This window comes from Bordetella genomosp. 11 (assembly GCF_002261215.1).
Lineage (GTDB): Bacteria > Pseudomonadota > Gammaproteobacteria > Burkholderiales > Burkholderiaceae_B > Bordetella_C.
In genome coordinates this window covers 638152-657318 of the sequence record NZ_NEVS01000004.1, presented here as the reverse complement: position 1 = coordinate 657318, position 19167 = coordinate 638152, and the positions used below count along the sequence as shown (strand labels likewise).

Annotated in this window: 30 protein-coding genes; all 30 read right to left on the bottom strand. The window is 64.1% G+C overall.

Annotated features, from left to right (window positions below):
- Position 1: 1 nt before the first annotated feature.
- Positions 2–130, bottom strand: a complete 129-nt coding sequence (locus tag CAL28_RS10695) for a transcription elongation factor GreA (RefSeq protein WP_254926082.1) — start codon at positions 128–130, stop codon at positions 2–4.
- 38 nt (positions 131–168) lie between these two features.
- Complete coding sequence (locus tag CAL28_RS10690) at positions 169–603, bottom strand: hypothetical protein (protein WP_094841366.1); 435 nt, start codon at positions 601–603, stop codon at positions 169–171.
- A gap of 1 nt (position 604) precedes the next feature.
- Positions 605–1036, bottom strand: a complete 432-nt coding sequence (locus CAL28_RS10685) for a phage tail fiber protein (protein WP_094841365.1) — start codon at positions 1034–1036, stop codon at positions 605–607.
- 12 nt (positions 1037–1048) lie between these two features.
- Entirely contained in the window at positions 1049–2524 is a 1476-nt protein-coding gene (locus tag CAL28_RS10680) for a DUF3383 domain-containing protein (RefSeq protein ID WP_094841364.1), read from the bottom strand.
- Positions 2525–2527: 3 nt separating this feature from the next.
- A complete protein-coding gene (locus CAL28_RS10675) occupies positions 2528–3058 on the bottom strand; it encodes a phage neck terminator protein (RefSeq protein WP_094841363.1) in 531 nt (176 codons plus the stop codon).
- Positions 3058–3432 carry a hypothetical protein gene (locus tag CAL28_RS10670; RefSeq protein WP_254926081.1) on the bottom strand — a complete coding sequence of 125 codons (375 nt, stop codon included), beginning with the start codon at positions 3430–3432 and terminating at the stop codon, positions 3058–3060. Before CAL28_RS10670 ends, CAL28_RS10675 begins: the two co-directional genes overlap by 1 nt.
- Positions 3429–3881, bottom strand: a complete 453-nt coding sequence (locus CAL28_RS10665; protein ID WP_094841362.1) for a hypothetical protein — start codon at positions 3879–3881, stop codon at positions 3429–3431. The genes CAL28_RS10670 and CAL28_RS10665 overlap by 4 nt, the downstream gene beginning before the upstream one ends.
- Positions 3869–4306, bottom strand: coding sequence for a DUF4054 domain-containing protein (locus CAL28_RS10660; protein WP_094841361.1), 438 nt, complete (start codon positions 4304–4306; stop codon positions 3869–3871). The genes CAL28_RS10665 and CAL28_RS10660 overlap by 13 nt, the downstream gene beginning before the upstream one ends.
- Positions 4307–4309: 3 nt before the next feature.
- Complete coding sequence (locus CAL28_RS10655; RefSeq protein ID WP_094841360.1) at positions 4310–4651, bottom strand: hypothetical protein; 342 nt, start codon at positions 4649–4651, stop codon at positions 4310–4312.
- Between the two features lie 64 nt (positions 4652–4715).
- The gene (locus tag CAL28_RS10650) at positions 4716–5747 is read right to left on the bottom strand and encodes a major capsid family protein (RefSeq protein ID WP_094841359.1); all 1032 of its coding nucleotides are present in this window, start codon (positions 5745–5747) and stop codon (positions 4716–4718) included.
- A 7-nt stretch (positions 5748–5754) separates the two neighbouring features.
- The gene (locus CAL28_RS10645; protein ID WP_217906561.1) at positions 5755–6447 is read right to left on the bottom strand and encodes a structural cement protein Gp24; all 693 of its coding nucleotides are present in this window, start codon (positions 6445–6447) and stop codon (positions 5755–5757) included.
- Between the two features lie 2 nt (positions 6448–6449).
- The gene (locus tag CAL28_RS10640; protein ID WP_094841357.1) at positions 6450–7820 is read right to left on the bottom strand and encodes a DUF2213 domain-containing protein; all 1371 of its coding nucleotides are present in this window, start codon (positions 7818–7820) and stop codon (positions 6450–6452) included.
- A gap of 8 nt (positions 7821–7828) precedes the next feature.
- Positions 7829–8047, bottom strand: coding sequence for a hypothetical protein (locus CAL28_RS10635; RefSeq protein WP_141218167.1), 219 nt, complete (start codon positions 8045–8047; stop codon positions 7829–7831).
- On the bottom strand, positions 8040–8846 hold the full coding sequence (locus tag CAL28_RS10630; protein ID WP_217906560.1) for a phage head morphogenesis protein: 807 nt from the start codon (positions 8844–8846) through the stop codon (positions 8040–8042). The genes CAL28_RS10635 and CAL28_RS10630 overlap by 8 nt, the downstream gene beginning before the upstream one ends.
- Positions 8818–10365 carry a DUF1073 domain-containing protein gene (locus tag CAL28_RS10625; protein ID WP_094841355.1) on the bottom strand — a complete coding sequence of 516 codons (1548 nt, stop codon included), beginning with the start codon at positions 10363–10365 and terminating at the stop codon, positions 8818–8820. The genes CAL28_RS10630 and CAL28_RS10625 overlap by 29 nt, the downstream gene beginning before the upstream one ends.
- On the bottom strand, positions 10362–11687 hold the full coding sequence (gene terL / locus CAL28_RS10620; protein ID WP_176463957.1) for a phage terminase large subunit: 1326 nt from the start codon (positions 11685–11687) through the stop codon (positions 10362–10364). Before terL ends, CAL28_RS10625 begins: the two co-directional genes overlap by 4 nt.
- A 94-nt stretch (positions 11688–11781) precedes the next feature.
- Positions 11782–12477 carry a hypothetical protein gene (locus CAL28_RS10615; protein WP_094841353.1) on the bottom strand — a complete coding sequence of 232 codons (696 nt, stop codon included), beginning with the start codon at positions 12475–12477 and terminating at the stop codon, positions 11782–11784.
- Positions 12474–12650, bottom strand: a complete 177-nt coding sequence (locus CAL28_RS29730; RefSeq protein ID WP_176463956.1) for a hypothetical protein — start codon at positions 12648–12650, stop codon at positions 12474–12476. Before CAL28_RS29730 ends, CAL28_RS10615 begins: the two co-directional genes overlap by 4 nt.
- Before the next feature lie 2 nt (positions 12651–12652).
- Positions 12653–12832 (bottom strand): hypothetical protein, encoded by a 180-nt coding sequence (locus CAL28_RS10610; protein WP_094841352.1) that lies wholly within the window; start codon positions 12830–12832, stop codon positions 12653–12655.
- 419 nt (positions 12833–13251) lie between these two features.
- Positions 13252–13482: a hypothetical protein gene (locus tag CAL28_RS10605; protein WP_141218166.1), complete on the bottom strand. Its 231-nt coding sequence runs from the start codon at positions 13480–13482 to the stop codon at positions 13252–13254.
- A gap of 91 nt (positions 13483–13573) precedes the next feature.
- Positions 13574–14167 carry a hypothetical protein gene (locus CAL28_RS10600; protein WP_141218165.1) on the bottom strand — a complete coding sequence of 198 codons (594 nt, stop codon included), beginning with the start codon at positions 14165–14167 and terminating at the stop codon, positions 13574–13576.
- Positions 14164–14625 (bottom strand): hypothetical protein, encoded by a 462-nt coding sequence (locus tag CAL28_RS10595; RefSeq protein ID WP_094841349.1) that lies wholly within the window; start codon positions 14623–14625, stop codon positions 14164–14166. Before CAL28_RS10595 ends, CAL28_RS10600 begins: the two co-directional genes overlap by 4 nt.
- On the bottom strand, positions 14622–15356 hold the full coding sequence (locus tag CAL28_RS10590) for a hypothetical protein (RefSeq protein WP_176463955.1): 735 nt from the start codon (positions 15354–15356) through the stop codon (positions 14622–14624). Before CAL28_RS10590 ends, CAL28_RS10595 begins: the two co-directional genes overlap by 4 nt.
- A complete protein-coding gene (locus CAL28_RS10585; protein WP_176463954.1) occupies positions 15353–15940 on the bottom strand; it encodes an endonuclease domain-containing protein in 588 nt (195 codons plus the stop codon). The genes CAL28_RS10590 and CAL28_RS10585 overlap by 4 nt, the downstream gene beginning before the upstream one ends.
- A complete protein-coding gene (locus tag CAL28_RS10580) occupies positions 15937–16419 on the bottom strand; it encodes a hypothetical protein (RefSeq protein ID WP_094841347.1) in 483 nt (160 codons plus the stop codon). Before CAL28_RS10580 ends, CAL28_RS10585 begins: the two co-directional genes overlap by 4 nt.
- A complete protein-coding gene (locus CAL28_RS10575) occupies positions 16416–17156 on the bottom strand; it encodes a replicative helicase loader/inhibitor (protein WP_094841346.1) in 741 nt (246 codons plus the stop codon). Before CAL28_RS10575 ends, CAL28_RS10580 begins: the two co-directional genes overlap by 4 nt.
- A complete protein-coding gene (locus tag CAL28_RS10570; protein WP_094841345.1) occupies positions 17156–18016 on the bottom strand; it encodes a helix-turn-helix domain-containing protein in 861 nt (286 codons plus the stop codon). Before CAL28_RS10570 ends, CAL28_RS10575 begins: the two co-directional genes overlap by 1 nt.
- Entirely contained in the window at positions 18013–18378 is a 366-nt protein-coding gene (locus tag CAL28_RS10565) for a Ref family recombination enhancement nuclease (protein WP_094841344.1), read from the bottom strand. Before CAL28_RS10565 ends, CAL28_RS10570 begins: the two co-directional genes overlap by 4 nt.
- Positions 18375–18848 (bottom strand): hypothetical protein, encoded by a 474-nt coding sequence (locus tag CAL28_RS10560; protein WP_094841343.1) that lies wholly within the window; start codon positions 18846–18848, stop codon positions 18375–18377. Before CAL28_RS10560 ends, CAL28_RS10565 begins: the two co-directional genes overlap by 4 nt.
- Complete coding sequence (locus CAL28_RS10555) at positions 18848–19162, bottom strand: CII family transcriptional regulator (protein ID WP_094841342.1); 315 nt, start codon at positions 19160–19162, stop codon at positions 18848–18850. Before CAL28_RS10555 ends, CAL28_RS10560 begins: the two co-directional genes overlap by 1 nt.
- Positions 19163–19167 lie beyond the last annotated feature (5 nt).

The window sequence follows — 19167 nt, the reverse complement described above, 5'->3', positions numbered from 1 at the left end:
TCTATTTCCTTGGCTCGCTCAATATCGCGGTGTTGTAGGCATCCACGGCGATGATTTCCAGCAGGTTGTACAGGTCTTCCGCGCCGTACACCGATTGCAGCTCGTGTAGGGTCGCCAGCCCTCGCGACACGACAATTCCAACGGACCGGGGCAGGTTGGCGTACTGGATCAGGCGCCGGTTTGCGTGGCCGCGCCCTGGACCGAAGTCGATTGCGCGGCGGCCGTAAAAAAATCCATGTGTAGTGCCAGGATGCGCTTGCGCAGAAAGAGGCGCGTCGCCACCTCTTCGATATCGTCTTCGATGAGCGGCCGAACAACGCCTGGACTGGGCTGAACCTGGATGCATTTCAGCATCGAATCGAAGAGCGGTTTCGCGGCTTCGAACGGCAGCTTTTTGAGCGCGTCGATGCCCATCGCCGCAAGGCCAGACAATCCAGCTTGGGCGATGTTCTCGGGCACTTCAACGCCAGCGTTCATGAGCGCGAACAGCGCGCGCATGGCCCATTCTTCGCCTTCGGTGGCCGGCAGTTCGGTCAGGACGAAGACCTTTCCCTTGTCCCGGCCCGCGAAGGAGATGGTGACGGATTCGATTTTTCGTGCCATATCAGATCGGGGAAGGAGTGCAGGATTCGAAGGTGATGGTGTACGTCTGCGGCTCCAGGATTTTCCGGTTCGGCGGCATGGGCGTGAAGTTGGTCAGGAAGCCCTTGGTCAGGGCGTACTTGCTGCCGACGCTGGGAATCGAAACCGTGGCGTCGCTCGTGAAAACCTCGCGCGCGACGTTCTGCGCCGCTCCCCAGGCCTCGAAGATGGCGATCGAGGGGGAGTCCGCCTGCAGCGTGATCTGCAATACCGTCGGGTAAGGCGTATAGCCGCCCGACAGCTTGCCGTCCACGCCCATCCGGGTTTCGACCGGCGTGACGGCGTCGGCCGTGAAAGCATCATCCGTCGCGAAGCCCTGGATCTGCTGCGCGACGGGAAATACACCGCCTACGGCCAACATCAAGACCGAGTTGGCGCTGGTGAGAGTCGACATTGCGTGTTCCCCTTACTGGATCAGGATGGAGGCCAGGGTGCTCTTCTGGACGGCCTGCCCGTCCATGTACCAGAGCGTCTGCGGAGGCGATTGGCGCGCCTGTCGGACCTGCGGCGCCGCGTCCTGGATCTGCAGATACCATCCGCGCGTCTGCAGCGTGCTGGCAATCTCCACGCCCGCCGCGTTGTTCACTTCCGCCGCCTGGAGCGCGGACAGCGTCACGCCGGCCCGGATCGCGCCGAAGTTCAGCGCCGCGTTGATCGGGTCCATCTTCGCCTGCTCCAGCAGGGTGTAGCCCGCCGTGTTGTACGGGATGGAGTTGACCTGCGTCAGGAGCGTCATATCGGCCTGTTGCAGCGCGTTGTTCAGCCAGATCTCGTTCACGTAGGAATCGATCCACTGGAAGTCGCCGCTGATCTGCCCAGGATAGAAGAACCGGAACTGGTCGTTCGCCGTGGCGTAATCCCCGTAGAAGTTGTAGCCGTTGGCGATCAGCGTATTGGCGATCGTGGCGTCCGTCACGGTCGCGCTCAGGCCGGACTGGCCCTTGAACGCGAACGTGATGCGGCCATTCGTGCGCGTGAAGTCGATCGACGCGGTGGTGCCCAGCACGAAGACTGCATCGTCCAGGCTCTGGTAGATGCAGACCGTGCCGGAGTACTCGGCCGCCTTGACCTGCACGCCCCAGGCGGTGGTCGATCCCTGAACAATCGCCTGCTCGTCCGTATCCCAGCCGACGTAGACATACCGGTTGTTCTGGGCATTCGTCCATGCGGAGAACGCCAGTTTCCCGTCCGTATCGGGCTCGAACATCGTCGTGAAGGCCGCCCAGTTCTGGGTGACCGCCACGATTTGCCCCATGACATTCGCAGGAACGCCCGCAACGGCCCCTTGCGACAAGACCGCGCCGGTTGCCGAGGTCAGCTTCAGGCCGGCGGATAGCGTTCCGCTGGCATAGCCGATCGTCGATTCCTCGCCTGTCGTCCCCGAGGTGAACACGAAGGCGGACAGGATGCTGTCGTAGGTGACAGCCGGCCCGCCGGTGAAGGCGGCGGCGATGATCGTGGCGGCATTCGAAAAGCTGGTCGCGGACGACAGGCTGATGCTGCTGGACGTGACCGGCGTGCCGTCGACCGTGATGGTCAGCACGCCGGACAGGGCCTTGAGCTGGTCCAGCGTCATTCCCGCCAGCGAGCCGCTGCGCAGATACGCGGCGACGTCGGCCGCCGGATACTGGGCAAACAGCAGCGAGCCCGGCTTCTTCGTGGAATTGTCGAAGCCCAGGAAGTAGATGCTGGCCGCAGCAGCCTCGGGCGAAGTGGGCCCGAAGAAATCGGCGACATCGGCCGCGGTCGCAAAGCTCATGACCTGGCCGATCGGCACGCTGCCGTTGTTCGTCAGGATCAGGCCGTTCAGATCAAGCGCAGAGCCTCCGGCGCTGATCACGCCAGGATTTACCTGGACGATTTCACTTGCAGGGATCGACATTGCTTAAGCTCCGGCTGGAAAAGTCGCGTCGACGTTGATAAGGCCGATCTCCAGCTGATCCGCAAACTCCTGCGTGACCGTGATGATCGGGTTGTACTGAAGCACCGCTTGCAATCCCCAGCGTTCCAGATACTGGTTTTCGCCGGTGATGAGCGGTAGCTGTTGTGGATCGGTGGCGTACAGCGGCTGGATATCCAGGCCGGTTGCTCTGAAGAAATCGCAGGCGTAGATCGTGCGGAGCGCCGTGGAAATCGCCGCGGCGTTGTCGTTCGCGCCCGCGCCGTAGCAATCGATCTGCGCGGCCCACTGCTTGGACTGCCTGAAGTTCGAGGTGTGGACGTTGCCCTGGTCGGTGTAGGTCTGGACGACAGTGGCGAGCTGCACCGATGTGCCCGGAGTCATGTACACCGCATCGCCGGTCGGCATCGGCACCCGGTTCACCTGGCCCTTGACAACGATGTTCCCGACGATGGAGGTCAGGAAATCCCCCAGTGCCTTGAACAGGTTGTTCTCGGTGATCGAAATGGTAGGCATCAGGGATCCATCTGCAGCGTGGCGGCCACTTTGGACCAGCCTGGCCAGGTCTCCAGCACCGTCACGGTGAGCCAGGTCTGGCTGTCAAAAATGATCAGGTCCCCGCCTTTCTGGCTCGGCCGATTCACGCCCTGGGTGTCGCCGTACAGGTAGATCGCCCGTACGACCCCCTGGAGATTCAGCCCCTGCAGCTGGGCGAGGTCCTTCCCGGTAAGGGCCTGCACCTGGATCTGGGCGCCCTCGACGACGTTGTAGGACGGCACCTGCTCATACGTGTCGGGGTCTTTCACGAAGCCCGTGCTGTACTTCACCGTGGCGCTGATCATCGGGTTCACCGCGGCGATGACCGGGGCGACAATTCGGTGTAGGTTCACGTGTCCACCTCGTAATCGACGCTCTGGATCATGTGGCCCGTGTCGATCAAGGGCTTGTCGAAGCCCTTGGCCGCCACCGTGGAGGGCGCCAGCGGCGGGGATGTGAGCTGCTGGATAGACCCCTGCAGTTGGCCCTTGATCCCTTCGCCCATCTGGCCCAGGGTCTGGTCGATGTCGTAGTCCGTGGACACGGCGATCTTGCCCAGCGCGGCGCCCCACTTCCCGGACTTGTCCGCGATCATGCTGCGGAAGAACGGGCGCGCAGGCAGGTTGTGACCAGGATCGCCGAACTCCTGGATGGCGGCGACGTACGGAACGGGTGTGCCGTCCGGATACGTCGCGCCTTCCAGAAAGCCCACGCGAAGCGTGCCCCCCTCGCCTACCTTCTTCGCGATCTCGGCCAGCTTCGCTTCCAGGGCCGCGCCGCCGGACAGTCCTATGGTCGCCATGGAATCGTCACCGAAACAGGAACTCCACAAGGGCCCGGCACATAGCGCCCCACACGCAGCCACGCGGTCGCCTCCCAGAACATCGCGCCATACTGCGTCTGGATATACCAGGCCTGCGAGCCGGGCTGGACCGGGTAGTCCGTGCCGACATTGACGCTGCCCTCTGCCGCGCTGTTGATGCGCCCCACCAGCGGAGAAGGGGGCTGCCCGTTCTCGCCGTATTGCATGGCGGCGATATGGGCCGTCAGGAGGTTCAGCAGCAGCGCGCGCCGCACTACATCTGCGACCTGGCTGCGCGGCGTGTTGTTCAGGTACAGCGTCGCCGTATTGAACGCGTTATCCAACTGCGGATCCGACAGTGTGGCGAATGTCGGATAGACCTCCTTGAACGCCGCCGGGTCGAAGATCACCACGCCGCTGGCCATGGCTTACTCCGCCGGCTTGGGCATGCCCTCGTAGTTCTCGGGCTTGAGCTTGGTGCCGGGCTTCTCCGGATCCAGACCTTCCAGGCCGCTCTTGACGTCCTGCTTTTCCTTGGACTCCGCCGCGGCGCCCGATTCCTTGGCATGCGCGAAGATCAGGCCGCGCTTGAGCGCAGGGAAGTCCTTATACGTGGTGGCCCAGGTCGACCAGAAGCCATCGTCGACCTGCGTCAGGCCGAAGCCGGCCACCGCATCGCGATCACGGGAGCCTTTGAGGACCACTTTCTTTCCGCCCAGATCCAGGACCAGGCCATTGGGCAGCTTGCATGCGACAGTGATGTTCGCCATTTCTTCCTCGGAAATGAAAAAGGCCGCCCGAAGGCGGCCTATTGCCGGTTGCAGCAGTCTGGGATCAGACGCCGATCATGGAGGCGATGCCCATCGGCATCCGGATCACGGCGCCCCAGGTGCCTTGCGACTTCTTCTGCACCCAGGCCGACGGCTGCTGGATGATCGGATGCGCCCGCATCTTCTCCGTGAACGCGCAGTACCCGGTGCGCTGGCCTTCGATCGAGTCGGCGATCAGCTGTACCAGCTCGCCCGCGTCCGTGCTGTACTCGACAGCCGTTTCGAAACGGATGTTCGGGTAGTTCTTCTTCAGCAGGTCGTAGACGTTGACGTTGTACTGATTCGTCTTCGTCAGGTAGACCGAGGATTCCGGAGACATGGCCAGGACCATGGCCTGCTGGGCGTCGATGATGCCGCCCGTCTGGGACTGCAGCTGCTTGAAGATCTTGACGATGTCGTCATAGATCGCGTTCGCGTCCTTGGTCGACCACAGCGTGCCGCTACCGGTGCCCGTCGCATTCGGCGTCAAGGGCGCCGACAGGCTCGGATCGTTCAGCAGGCCGTAGTTCCGCAGATTGGCCACACCGAAGAAGTAGCTCTGGTTCTGGAACTTGTTCAGCACCAGAGCGCTGGCCACATTCAGCTCCGCGGACCAGCCGATCTTCGCCAGGCCCGCCATTTCCAGCTCACGTTCACCCCATTGGGTCATGGTCTGGTAGTGGTAGGACTCGCGCTGCGGGAAGTTGGTATTCGCGCCGGCGACGCCGTTGTTGCTGTAGTCGCCGTACGAGCTCACTTCGCCGGTCGATTCCACCACCGGGAACGTGGCGGTCAGCGTGACCCAGTCGCCTTTCTTGGCCTCGCCCAGGATCTGGGCGGCCTTCATCGGCGTGGTCAGCACCCGGGTCAGTTCCGGGTCGACGTAGTTGGTCAGGAAACTCGGTACAGCCGAGTTGGGAGTCGTGACCAGGGGGCCTGCGGCATCCATGGCCATCTGGAAGTTGTTGCGGAAATCTTTCGGCAAATAGTCCATCGCGCCGGGGAAGAAGATTCCGAACACCTGTTCCAGGCGTTGAAAGTCTGCGTGTCGTTGCATGATTTCCTTACCCCAGGTTCGTGGAGGTGATCTTGACCAGCTGACCCGAGTCGGCATCGCTGGCGATGAACCAGGACGTCTCGATGCTGTTGGTCGTGGTCATGGATTCGCTGGAGACGGTCTGCGACGCGCTCACCGTGTAGGTGCCCGTGCCGCCGGTGCCGGTGCCTAGCGCAGTGATGATGGTGCCGGCCGTGACGCCCGCGCCCGCCACCGGCTGGCCCACGCGCAGGGTGCCGGATGCGACCGCCGAAACCGTCATCGTGGTCCCGGCAATCGCCGCGGTGAAATGAGCGCCGTCGTCGATGACGTCGCCCGGGTTTCCGCCCTTCACCGACCCGTCCGATACGGAGACGAAGACCTTCTGGCCCTTGTTGACGTCGTTGCCGACCGTCGCCCAGAAGTCGCCCAGGTTGTGCAGAGTGACCATCAGGCCTTCGGGGATCAGCATCGACGCTTCAGCCAGCCAGATCGTGATGACGCCTTGCTGCTCGCGATGGCAGAAGCCGGCGGGCTGCCCGATGCCGAAGTTGTTGACGACGCCGTCCACTTCCCATGCGAAACGGCCGACCGTCACGCCAGCGGCGCCGGCAACCAGCGCGCCCGGGCCCGCCAGGTACGTGGCGCGCGGGTTCGCGCTCGCGAAGTCACCGGCTACCGCGGGGTTCGGCTGTTGATAGACTTGAGTCTGAAATCCCATGATCAGAGCACCTGTACGTTGGCAGCGTGGGGGTAGGCGTCAGCGAAGCCTTTTTCGGCTTTCGCGTCCATCGCCACGCGCGGGGTTTTCTGGACAGCGGCGTGCTGCAGCTGCATCTTGACCAGCGAACGGTAGGCCGCGGGGGGAACGTCCTTCAGGTCCACGCCGGCGGCATCCAGGGCGAACTTGTAGACGTCCTCGGCGGAGTCCATCGCGACAACATCGCCGACCAGCGGCCGCACTTCCTGCTCGGCGATGCGCACGGCCTGCATGCGCTGGATCACCTTCTGCTCGGCTTCGGCGGTCGCCTTCTGGATGGCGGAGTCCATGGCGGGTTTCGATACCATTTCGGGGTCCTTGGGTTTGCCTTCGAATTCGGGCGGAGAGTCCGCGGCTCCTTCCGGCTCGCCCAGCGCCTTCATGACCTGGCCGGCCAGCTCGGGGCTGAGCTTCGCGGAGATGAGCTCGCGCAGCTTGCCCATCAGCTCGTCGTCGTTCGCCAGGTCGGGATCGGCCGGATCCGGGTCTGCCGGCATATCGTCGTCGCCGGCGATCGCCTCGCCTTCCTTGAAGGTGTCGATCACCTCGGCCAGGTCGGCCAGGTCGGCGTCCTGCGCCAGCTTACCCTTGAATCGGGTTTCGACGGCGCGCAGCAAACGCGCCTTCTCGCTGGTGACGTTCTTGGCGGTCAGACCCTTGACCAAGGGCCCGAGATCGCCGATCGCGGCATCCTGGGCCAGCTTCGGGCGCAGATACGCCTTCAGCGCCCCGGCGACGGCGATCGCGGTTTTGCTGTACTTCATGTTCGGATTCTCCGATAGGTTAGAGTCGCCTACAACCACGTCCGGGCCTGCCCGGCCCACTTCGACAAGCGCGACGTGGTTGCCGCGGATGTCTCGCATAACCCCGTCGTATGCGATGCCTTCATACGTCCCAGGCGTCATGTCGGCACGGTAGCCGTAGGCGCTCGAAAGCTCCTTCTGCTCGTCCGACTCGATGCCCGCGATCGCTACGGCGTCCCATACGACGAGGGAATTCTTCAGGTACGGCGCCTGGAATACGGCGTCCGTGCCGGTGCAGCCCACGACCCGCTCCTTGCGGGGCTGGTTCGCGTCCACCGGGATATGGATATGCAGCAGCTGGATCCCGTTGAAGGTCGGTGCCGCCTTGGCCAGCTCGTCCGGATCACGCAGCAGGAAATAGATGCGGTCCGGGTCCAGGTTCAGCTCGTCCCAGTCGGGAATCTCGCTTCCCCGGTACGGGTTGACCGTGGCCTTGCTGATGTTCGACACCTCGACGTACATGCGGCCGTAGGCATCCACGCTACGCACGGAGGCCCGGTCCATCGCCAGGAGGTCGCTGTATTTACTCATCGTCGACCTCAATCTGCCGTAAGCAGCAATAGAAGCACCTCGGCGCTACGAGCCATGTAAGCCTCGGCCATAGCAACACCATGCTCGTCGCCGCCAAACGCTTCGGGATTCGCTTGGATATCGCTTTGGAATTGGGTCACGGCTACGCGCACGACTGCGGATTGCGCAGGCGTGAGCTTCTGGCCGTTGATTTCAATGGACGGCTCTTGCATCGCTGTTTCATTCATCGTCGAATCCCGGTATCACGCTCTGCGCCACACATCGGCAGTTCGGCAGCTCGCCGGGCCGGATGTACTCGCCATCGATGTACATGCCCTTGTCCACGTCGTAGGTCTTTCCGCTGGCCGCCACATGCGACGGGCGCGGGTGCTTGCCGCCGGCGGAGTGCAGCCAGCGCGCGGTCTTGATGCCGAGGCCCTGCTGGCGCACGCGGGTGATCGTCGCGGTGGCCTTGTCGTTCTGGTCCCGGGCGATGAACGCCGCGCGGCGCTTGGTGATCTGGTACCGCGCCTCCAGGTCCTTGGACAGTTCGTCCAGCTTGCGGCCCTGCTGCACCGACCGCATGACCAAGCCTTCGACCTCCTGCAGGTGCTCGGCGGCGATGGACTTGATCAGCCCGACGTTCTCTCCGACGGTGGCCTGGAAGACGTCATTGGCCGCGCGCGTCATCTGGAATTCGACGCTGAATCCCTTCTGCCGTAGGCTGTCGCGCAGCGAGATATCCGCCGCTGACATGGACTGCTCGGCGAAGCGTTGCGCCACCGGCTGGGAGGCCTCGTTGAAGCGGCGCTGCCACATCCGGGCCAAGCGCCCCATCGTCTTGCGCAGGGTCGCGGCCGGGCTTTCGTCCTGGGCTATCTCTGGCTGATTCTGCCGATAGGCCGCCTGCACCCAGAACACCAGCGAGCGCTGCATCTCGTCGACCAGCTTCTGGAGCCGGCGCCGGTAGGCGGCCTGCACGCCAGCATTCGGATGCACCGCGCGCAGCGGTATGGGCTTACCGGTTGGGGATACCAGGTCCGCCATTCGGGGCTCCGTTCAGGTCGTCGTCTTCGTCTTCCTCGAAGTCATCGTCGTCCTCGGGGTCGACCTCCAGCGAGTGATAGCCATTCTCCGGGTCGGCAGCCAGGCGCTCGCGCGCTTCCTGCGGCGTGATGACACCGGCGCCGATCAGGGAGGCATCCGTTTCCGCGTCGCTCTTGCGCACCCCGGCCTTCTCGGTTTCGGACGGCTGCCACAGCGGCACGAAGGAGAACGTGATTTCCGGGTCGATCTCGCCGAGTTCGGACAGCTGGATCACCTCCAGGCAGGCCTGCAGGTTGTCGCGGAACAGCGCTTCCTGCATGGCCAGGATCTCGTCGTAGAAGACGCGGATCTCGCCATCGCTGGAGGCGTTCAGGCCGCTGGGCGTGATACCCAGCAGCTTCACCAGCGGGATGCTGGATACCGCGGCCATCTGCTCCTGGGACTGCGCCTGAAGTTTGTCCAGGCCAGCCAGAGGCACGTTCTGGAACTCGAACTCCTCGCTTTCCTTGTCGATCGCCCAAGCGCCGCGGTTGCTGCGCGTCCGGTTGAACAGGTCCAGACGCGTGAACACGCTGTCGCCCGGATCGCCGCTCAGCAGCGATCCCATGTTCGTCTTCAATACGCCGACCGAGAACCCGCTGATCAGATCCGCCACGCTCTGGCGCGTGCGCAGCCAGTTGTCCACGTAGGCGATGGCCAGTTGCGTCATGGACAGGCCGCCGAAGTTGTATGACGGCTTGAGGATATCCGGCACCTCGCGCGACACGAAGTTCAGCAACCGCGAGGCGTGGTATTCCTTGCCCAGCACGAACCAGGACGTCGGCTTGTAGAAGTCGGGCCGCGTCGGGTCGTCGCTGCTGTACAGGTAGGGCGTCGTCCACACGGGCTCGATGACCTTGAACCCGATCAGGCTCCCCGTGGTGATCTTGGCCTTGGCGCGGATCAGCGGCGTCTTCAGTTCGTCCGGGAGTGCCTTGGCAGGCTGCCCGGACGGCGTCTTCACGTCGATGTAGATCTGGGACCGGCCGAATAGGCCATCCTGCAACGCAGCTTCGCGGAACTTCCGGCGCAGGCCGTACCGGCGCATGGCCTTCTCGATCTTCTGGATCTTGTCGGTCTTGTCGTCGTCGCCCGTGCTTTCCAGCTTGATCCACTTCCGCGTCATCTCCTTGGCGATGACATCGGACATCTTCCGGTACTCGGGGCGCTGGGAGAGCTCAGCCAGGTACGGGTAGCCGATGAAACCCATGCCCGCCCATGCCGGGTTGACATAGGCGAATACGGGAGCCAGGGCGCTGTCCATGGCCAGGACTTCGTCCTCCAGCGCCGGCGGAACCACCCCAGGGATCAGGTCTGGCCGGCCAAAGCTACCCCGACCCAGTGCTTTCTCCAGCGGCTGGTGCGCGGCATGCGCCAGCGCCATGGGCGAGATCTTCATCCCCGGCTCTTTGCGCGGCGCGGGCGCAACTGTGGCGCCGGGCTCGGGTTGCCGCCGGCGTATCCAGTTGAACAACTTCATGCGCGTTTCAGTGCCTCGGGATTGATCTGCATTGGCCGCTTGACGATCAGCTCGGCGAACGCCCGGGAAAGGCCGTCCACCTGGTCGTCGTGCTTGCCGTTCGGGAATGACCGCAATTCGTCTATCAACGCCTTGTTCCAGTCGCCACGCAGCATCAGCACATTGCCGACGTTGACCTGGGCGGCGAAGGGCTCGGCGCGCACAATCTTGTCGCCGCTTTCGGGGGAACTGACCATCCGGTAGCCGGGCATTCCGCGCGTCAGGTACAGCACCTGGGTCTTGCCGGCCTGGCCCGGGTCCTGCGGGATGCTGATGCGCACCTGGTGGCCGTCCAGCGCCGCGGTGTTCTCCAGCGCCTTGTCGCGCCGGTCCGGCCCCCATTGACCGCGCACCATGTCACCGATGATGAACTGGCCGGTTGGCAGCCTTCCCAACTTCGGACCGGCGGTGAAGTCGCCGTCGCCCTCGGTGCTGGCGAAGTCCCAGCCGCGTACCCAGTCGATGCGACCGGCGGGCAGCGCGTCGACGACCTGGATCTGGTCGGGCTTGAACAGGTCGCCGTCCAGCGGCGTCGGCAGCTGCTGATACAGCGCTGACCACGTGCGCGGGTTGCCTTCGAATTGCGCCCAGTGCTGCCTGTCGAACCACTCCGGCCAAAGGTATTCGCCCCGCGCGCGGCCCAGCGGATCGTTGTCGACCTCGCACCGGGCCTGCAGGCACAGGACTTCCCACTCATTGCCATCGCGGCAGAGGATGCGACCGCTTTCGCCCTTCCAGTCTTCCGGAAGTATCCGGCCGGCCAGGTCGTCCTCATGCCAGCGCGTCTGGATGATGACGATCCAGCCGCCCGGGATCAGGCGCGTTTTCAGGTCGTCCTCGTAGGCGTCCCACGTTTTATTGCGGATCGTCTCCGAGTTCGCCTGTTCGCGGCCCTTGATCGGGTCGTCGACGATGATGCCGTGCGCGCGGTTGCCGGTGATCCCCGAGAGGATGCCGCAGGCCATGTACTGGCTGCCGTTGCTCAGGCCGAACTCCTGGGCGGCGTTCGAATCCGACACCAGGCCAGCACCGAAGATGTTCCGGTACCGGGCCTGCTTGATGATCGCCCGGGTGCGTCGGCCCATCTTGCGGGCCAGGTCATCGCCGTAGCTGGCCAGGATCACCTGGCGGCTCGGGGCGGCGCCCAGATAGCGGGAAGGGAACACGACCGACGCGTACGTCGATTTGGCGGAGCCCGGCGGCATGAAGATCATCATGCGGCCGTGGCGGCGCGCCGCGGTCTCTTCCAGCTTGGCCAGCACCAGCCGATGGTGCGCCGCCATCCTGGTTTCGACCGGTTGGAACAGCTCAGCGTCCGGATCATCCTCAGACAGCGGCTTGCCAGGGATCTCGATCGCCCCGGCGTATGTCAGGACATCAGTTCTCGCCCTGCGGCGGATCAGCAGCTCCCTCGCCGCTTCCTCCCGCGATGGCAAGTAGTTCTTCGTCTGTGAGGTCATCGGCCCTGCGCGGCTTCGTGTTCAGGTTGATTTCCTGCGGGACCGGCTGGATGCCGTACGCCTCGCGTTCCAGGGCGATCAAAACCTTCAGGGTGTCGGCCAGCTTTTTCAGGCCGTCGATGCGCGACGCCATGGAGATCGCGCGCTGATAGACAGCTTCGCGCTTGCCCTGGGCTCCCTCTTCATCGCTGCGCAGGAACTCGGCCAGGTCTCGGAATAGTTCCGGGTTTCCGGTTTCCGCCTCCAACTCGGTCAGCATGGCCTCAGTGGCCTCGCGCATCCGGCGGATGGTCGACTTGTGCCGGAGCTTCACTTCGGCCAGCGCCTGGGCGCCGATGGCGATCTCTTCCTTGACGCGGTGCGCACTGGACTCGCTGCGTACCGCCGACTGCGTACTTAGCCTGCGAACTTCCTCCCTGCGTACCAGCTCTTCGGCCTTGGCTTGCACCCTGGCATTCAGGTCACGGGGCCACTCGTCGCGCTTGGCGCGCTTGCGGATCGCCGCCTCGGTGATGCCGTGCATCTTGGCGATTTCGCGCAGGGAGGCAATGCCGGTCCGGTACTGAGCCTCGATCCGCTCCCAGTCGGGCGGCTGCTTCTGGGTGTCGGTCATGGTGTTGCTCTGAAAAATGGCCTGCCGATGCGAATGGCACGCCGGGCCACGGCGGTAGCGCGGTCGGCGTCTGGCTCCAGGCCGGTCAGTGCTGCGGTCAGGATGACGCCGGAGGCGTACCAGCGCCACCACCACGCCATGCGGAACGTGACCTCGCAGGTGTTGGCGGCCATGGCTATTTCCTGAGCAGCAGCGATTCCAGGTAGGCGATCTTGCCCTGGTCGGCCTGCCACTGGTTGGCAGCAGCCTTCAGCAACGCCGCGAGATCGTCGGGAGGAATGCTTGCGCCTTCGGCGATTCTTTCGCCTGTGGTCTGCAAGACGCAGGGCGACGGCACGAAGACGACTTTGAGCATAGTGTTCTCGAAAGTTGTGGGGCCCGCCCCTGACAGCACGTGGCCGTGTTGGTCTGCCTTATGGGGCACTGCTACGGGCGGCGCCGGTCGTTGCCAGCGGTTCGGCGTCATCGCCGAGTGCAGCATTGGCCTCTGGCGCGCTGCTGGCTGGACGATTGCGGCGGCTGCTCCCACGGGTTGCCCGCCTCGATAGACCGCGCACCAGGAGGAGACGGCCCTTCGCGGCCCTGCACGAAGCAGGCAACCGGTGAAAGCAGAATTGCACGCCCCTGCCTCAACGAAGGAAAGACAGGGGCGCGCGACTGGAGTTGTTACGGACACCCCCAGCTTGTCCGGGCGGCGGCTTGCGCCGGCCTGCCATGCCCAACTGCATCCGCTCGATGCTCTGGATGCCCCGCGCCGGTGGCTTGGGGCGTTGTCTATTTCGTGCTGCGTGGGTAGAGCGTCAGGGCTTGATCATGGACGACCAAAGCCCGCGTCTTCGCCGCAAGCGATCGGCTCTTCAGCCGAAGTTTTTGTTCAGCCGTGTGCGCGAAAGGCTGCGCCATCGCATCGCCTATATCGGCGATAACCAACTGTTGCATGGCAAACTTCCCCTGACTGCGCTCTAAGGCGCGCCGCAGGCCTTCGTCCAATTCATCGACCTTCATTTTCAGCCTCATGAAAAAAGCCCCGGAATCTGTTCGATTTCCAGGGCTCTCTTTCTTCCAGGCGAGCGGAGGGAGCCGCTCAGGCTCCCATCTACTCGGCCACGCATGGCGTGTCGGCTGTCAAGTTGTGAAGGGGATTCTGGGCCCTATTTCGTCTGGCTGCAAGACGCTCCAGAATTGTTGCGAGAAAGCCGCATGCTCGCCCCATCTCCGCGTCGAAGTCAGCAAAGCGGATCGCGGCGGCGCGGCATACCCGGTGCGGGTGCAGGCGGTAGGTGTAGTAGCCGGCCAGCATCATCTTTGCCTTCATGGGCATCAGCTCGTTGCGCCAGGCCTGTTCAATCTCCGCGGCGTCGGCGGTCTGGGCACGTGTGGGCGGTTCGCTGTGGTGCTCCGGTTTGTATTTGCCGGCCATGACCGCCAACTGGTGGCAGATCTTCGCCGTAGGGCTGGTGCCAGGCGTGATCTTGTCGCGCATGACCCAACCCCAGTTCTCCAGCCGTTCATGCAGTTCCGGGCCGATCTTCGTCCGGAAATCCATCTCGCGCGCCATATCTTCCCCCGCAAAAAGACGCTCAATCCTTGCCAGCGCGGCTTCCTTGGATGGCCGCCGCGCTTGCATTTCCTGCTTTCGTTCCAGGACCTTCGCGGGATCTCCCCTTTCCCAGCGTTCGGCCCAGCTCACAGCACACCGCCTTCCCGTACCCGGCTACCCATGTTCATCAGGCGTGGCTGGGCGGCGGCAGCGCGCTGGGCGAGATGCAGCATGCCGGCGGGCAGCCTTAAGGCGTCTGGCTTCGAGGGTGTCCGCGGCGGCGTCGCGACCTGCGGCTGGGCGGTTTTCGTGGACTGCCCCAGCAGATCCGCCTTCCACAGTTCGAAGGCTGCCTGCGGAGTGCCGGCCAGACGGGACTGGCCGCCACCGGAACACAGCCATGATCCGCTGACGGTCTGCCGCACCGACCATTGAATGCAGGACAGCCCCGGGTGTTTCAGCCGGCCGCCCAGGCCATTTCGGACCAGGATCTGGGATATGCGCCCTTTGCTGATATGCATGTCCTCGGCTATCGAGGCGGCAGATTCGCCGGCCAGAGTGCGCGCGATAACCTGCGCGTCGCGCGACGGCATGGGTTTGTTGGTCATAGCAGCTCCTTCTGCGCCTTCGGCGCGCGCTTGGTCTTAGGCTTCGGGCGCTTGGGCGTCGGCTTCCAGGTGCCTGCCTCTTTGGCCATGGCCCAATGCAGTATGGCCAGGGCGTCCGCCTCGTTGTCGTCCTCGACGCGGAAGCCGCGGGCCTTGGCCTGCATGACCATTTCCGGTTTCTTGGCCTGGTGGTCTCCGGTCCAAGTCTTTTTCACGGTGGCCACGTGGACGGGATGGATCTCCAGTCGGTGGCTGTCCGCGACCATCTCCATGACGGCCTTGAATCCGCCGTAAACGTCGCCAGCGGACACGCTGGAGCGTCCCTGGGCCTGGATCACGATTTCGTACGCCAGGGCATTGATGTTGTGGGCGACGATGGTCTCAGCCAACCAGGAGCGGAACCGCTGCCAGCGCTGACCCGGCGACCAGCTGGCGCGCGGGCTGAACGTCTCCACGCCGTGCAGGATTTTCCCGTCGCGCCGGCGCACAGCCCAGCCGGTGTGATTTGCCAGGTCCAGGGCCAGGATGGACGTGTTAATTTTTTCGTCCTGGATTGTGGGCGGCAGGTTGATCGGGTTCATGGGATCAGCGGCGCACCGCGCGCACTTTCCGCAGGCGCTGCCGAACACGAACGCTCCCTTGCACAGAGGGGGATCGATAAGACGGTGCAGCGTGCCGGCCAGCGGGTCGAACGGATCCGCGTCCTGCGCGGTGTACAGGGTTTGGGTCATTTGGCGAACTCCGGGAAGTGGGAGGCGACGGCTTCCATAATCGGATCCGCCGTCTGGGATCTCTGCTCCGCGACATAGGCGGCATAGGTCTCGTGGTCCCAATCCTCGTAGCCAGCAGGCAGGTCCCAATCGCGCATGCATTGCCAGCCCGGAATGCGGTAAACCAGCCACCCGTCGCGCGCCAGTTCGGCGTCGCGTATCCCATCCCGCCGGGCGTCGTGATAAGCGGCGCCGTCGCATTCGATCGCCACGCGCTTGACCGGATTGCCGAAGTCCACGAAGAACCGGCCCACGGGCAACTGCGGCCACATAGGCAGTCCGCGGCGGCGGATGTTCTCCCAGACGGCCAGCTCTATCGGCGTCAGGATGGATGCCCAATCGCCAACGATGTATGGATCGAACTCCATCCAGCTGGCCATGCCTGCGTCGACCCGGCGCTGAAACTGACCGTATGCGCGCCGAATGAGGCCGAGTCGTCGGCGCCAGTTCTGGGTGGCCTGTACCTGGTCGACGGGGTAATCCATCAACTCCACCAACCGCTGGGCCCAGCGGGGCAAATCGTCGCCAACGCGTATGGGGTTCATGCTGCGTATTCCTTCTCTTCGTCGGTGTCGATCCAGCTGGTGCCGAGCGTGGCGCTGGGGACGCCCATGTTTTTCTGCGGTGCGCGGCATTCACGACCTAAGACCTGGAGCATGTGATTCCCCAGGGCGTATGCCGTCCGATGCGCTTTGCCGTCTGCCCCCGTCAACAGTTCCGCGCGGCCCATGGCCTTGATGCGGGATTCCGCCTTGTCGGAGACCGCGTTTCCCTTTGCCCGGTTAACCAGCCAGAGCGCCGCCTTGAAAAGGTCGCGCCGGTTATGAATCCTTGCGGTGATGTCGTCCCACTCTGCCCGCGGTGCGCCGAAGTGCAGCCGGCAATGCCAGTCCTTCGGGCCCTGCGTGCTGGAACTCATCGTGCCCGGTAGGCAGCAGCCGTTGGCAGCGCACATGCCGTACGTGCCAGGCACGTCGGTTTCGCCGCTGACCGCGGCGCTGGCTTCGGCGTAAGCGTTCTTCATTCCTGCCGCTCCTGGTAGGTACGCACCTTCTCGGCGGAATCGGCTTTCAGCCGCTCAAGGCGAACCCGCTCGACTTCGGCGGCGCGGCGCTGCTTTTCGGACGGGCTGACGGCGGCGGACAGCATGTTGCGGATCTTGGCAATGGCGGTACGCGCAGCTTCTCCAGCCTCGCCTTCCTCAACGGTGGCCGGCGGCGGCAGCAGCGCGGCAACGTGCGGCGCGGGAAGCAGCCCAGTGTCGGCGGCCTTGACCAGGACAGCCTCGCGCTGCGCCATGTCCCAGCCCAGGGAGGCCTGCCACCGCGGCGCGATGCCGCGCTGGCGCGCTTGGTTCACCAGCCGGTCATAGGCCTGCCGGAACGCCATGCGCGCGCCGATTTCGTCGCCCAGGTCAAGCACGGGCCGGCAGGCAGCGAAGGCCTGCGCGGTTTCGGCGGTCCAGACCACGGTCGCCGCTTCGTCGCGCGCGGTCAGTGCCACAGCCCATGCTTCATCCGCACCGGGCCGGCTGTCACCGGCACCCTGCCCCAGCAGCGCCAGGATCTGCGCCGGCGTGGGCGGGAACTTCGGCTCCGTTGCCACGTACTGCGTGAAGGCAGCGCTGACGGCCTGGAACTCGTAGGGCTCCAGCATGCGCAGCCACAGCATCTGTGTCGTGGGCTGCGGCGCCACGCGGTTGTAGGCATCGAACACGCCGGCCAGCAGGTCGGCAAACTCCGGGAGGTCCTGGGCGCGCATCAGATGGGCTCCATGTCGATGGTGCGGCTATCGGCGCCACCCTGGCCTGCCAGGCGCAGGAACTCCTCGCGGCGGCGCTGGCTTTCGTTCGCCGCCGGCGCGGCTCGTTGCCCAAAGGGCTGTTTCGGCGCGAACAGGCCCTGCCAGCTCTTGCCGATGCTGTGCTTGATGATCTCGACCGGGTCGTGCCCCTGCCGGCGGTAGGCCGCCAAATCCTCGAGCTGCTGGCGGGCCGCTTCTTCGGTGATCGGCTTTTTCAGCTGGATGCGGTGTCGGACCCAACGCTCCCAGATTTCAGTCGGCAACCAGTCCGGCAGATCGACTGTCGTCGCATCGAACGCTGGAGCCTTTGGTTTGCGCGCGCGATTACTGATGGTTCCTGACGGTTCTTCTGATGGTTCTATGACGGTTATATGCGGGTGCAACGGGTTGCACCCTTTTGTGCTGTCGTTTGCACCCTTTATGTCGTGGATTGCACCCTTTAAGTCGTCAATTGCACCCTTTTTACTTTCCGTAAACGGTGCATTTCCTGCACCCTTTGTGCTGTCGTTTGCACCCTTTTGGAGGGGTGCAATTTCTGCACCCTTTATCCAATCGGGGTTGATGCGGTACTCGCGCCGCTGGCTGCGGCCACCGTTTCCAGCGTTGACTAGGATCAGCCAGCCCGTCTGTTCCATGCGGCGCAGCTGGTATTGCACTGTGCGTTCGGACTGCCGCGTCTTTGCTGCCAGCATGGAAATGGAGGGGTATATCGACGTTCCGTCATCGTCCGCGTGGTCCGCGATTGCCAGGGCCAGCAGCATCTCGCCGCCTCCCTCTGGATAGCGATCGAAGACGGCCGTCATGAGGCGAATGCTCATGCAGCCTCCAGGCGAGATACGCCGGCCGCGCGCAGAGCCCCTTCGGGCACCTTGCAGCCGCGGTCCAGCAGGATGTGAATGCACTCGCGCAGCAGGTCTTCCTGCGCGCCGTATTGGATTTCGAACCGGGCCTTCCAGGGATGCACCGCGATGCGGCCAGGCGCGCCGGTGCCGTCAATGTGATTGCCGGCGGACAGCGGCAGCACCAGCCAGTGCGCGTCCGGCTTCGTGCGGCCGTCAATGTGGTGGATGCTGCAATGGTGATCGGTGATGCCGTCCTTGCGGCTGGCGATGCAGCCGACCTCGCTCACCAGCATGTCCCAGAAGCGCCGCTGCTCGGCGGTAGGATTGCGGCCCTTCATGCCCCGAACTCCTGCAGGATGCCTTCCACCGCCGCCGCGGCCGCCTCATCGTCGACGGCAGGCCACAGAAACCTGGTCGCGCGGCGCGAGCGCAGGAAGGCCAGCACCTTGATGTGGTGCTCGTAGAATTCGGCGTCGTCCAGCGAGTCATAGGCGACCGATTTCGGCAGCGCCACGGGCTTTCCATCCGGGCCAGGTACCAGCTGACAATGCCCTGCCCCGACCTCAATCCATTTGCGCAGGTCTTCCGGGTCGGTGAACTGTTCCTGGTTATCGAAGACCACGCCCAGCATCGCGAAATGCAGGCGATGGAACTTGCCGCTGCGCGGGAAGCGGTGCTCGAACGTGATGGTCGCGCCGAAGGGCAGGTTCTCCAGCTTGCGTTTGAACCGTTGGAACGCGCGGCGGTCAGCCTCGGTCAGGCCGGCCAGCTTGCCGGTTTCGTCCTTGCGCAGCGCGATCCTGGTCATCAGCTTTTGCGCTTCCAGGTTTCCTGGCGCGCCTGCAGATACTTGAAGGCCAGGCTCTCGATAGCCTGCTGCTCGCGCTGATCCACCACCACGGAGTCGCTCGGCGCAAGCTGGATATCGATGGCGGCGAGAAGATGGCACACCCGCTCGACGTCCTCCTTCATGCGACTGACCGTGCTGGGAGATGTGCCCATGAATTCGGCTGCACGGTCCTGCGTGACGTCTGCAAGACGCTGCAAGATCTCGCTGTACAGGCGTGCACCGATCTTGCGGGTGCTTTCCTGCTCATCCGTTGATACTGGCTGCATGCTCATAAGTC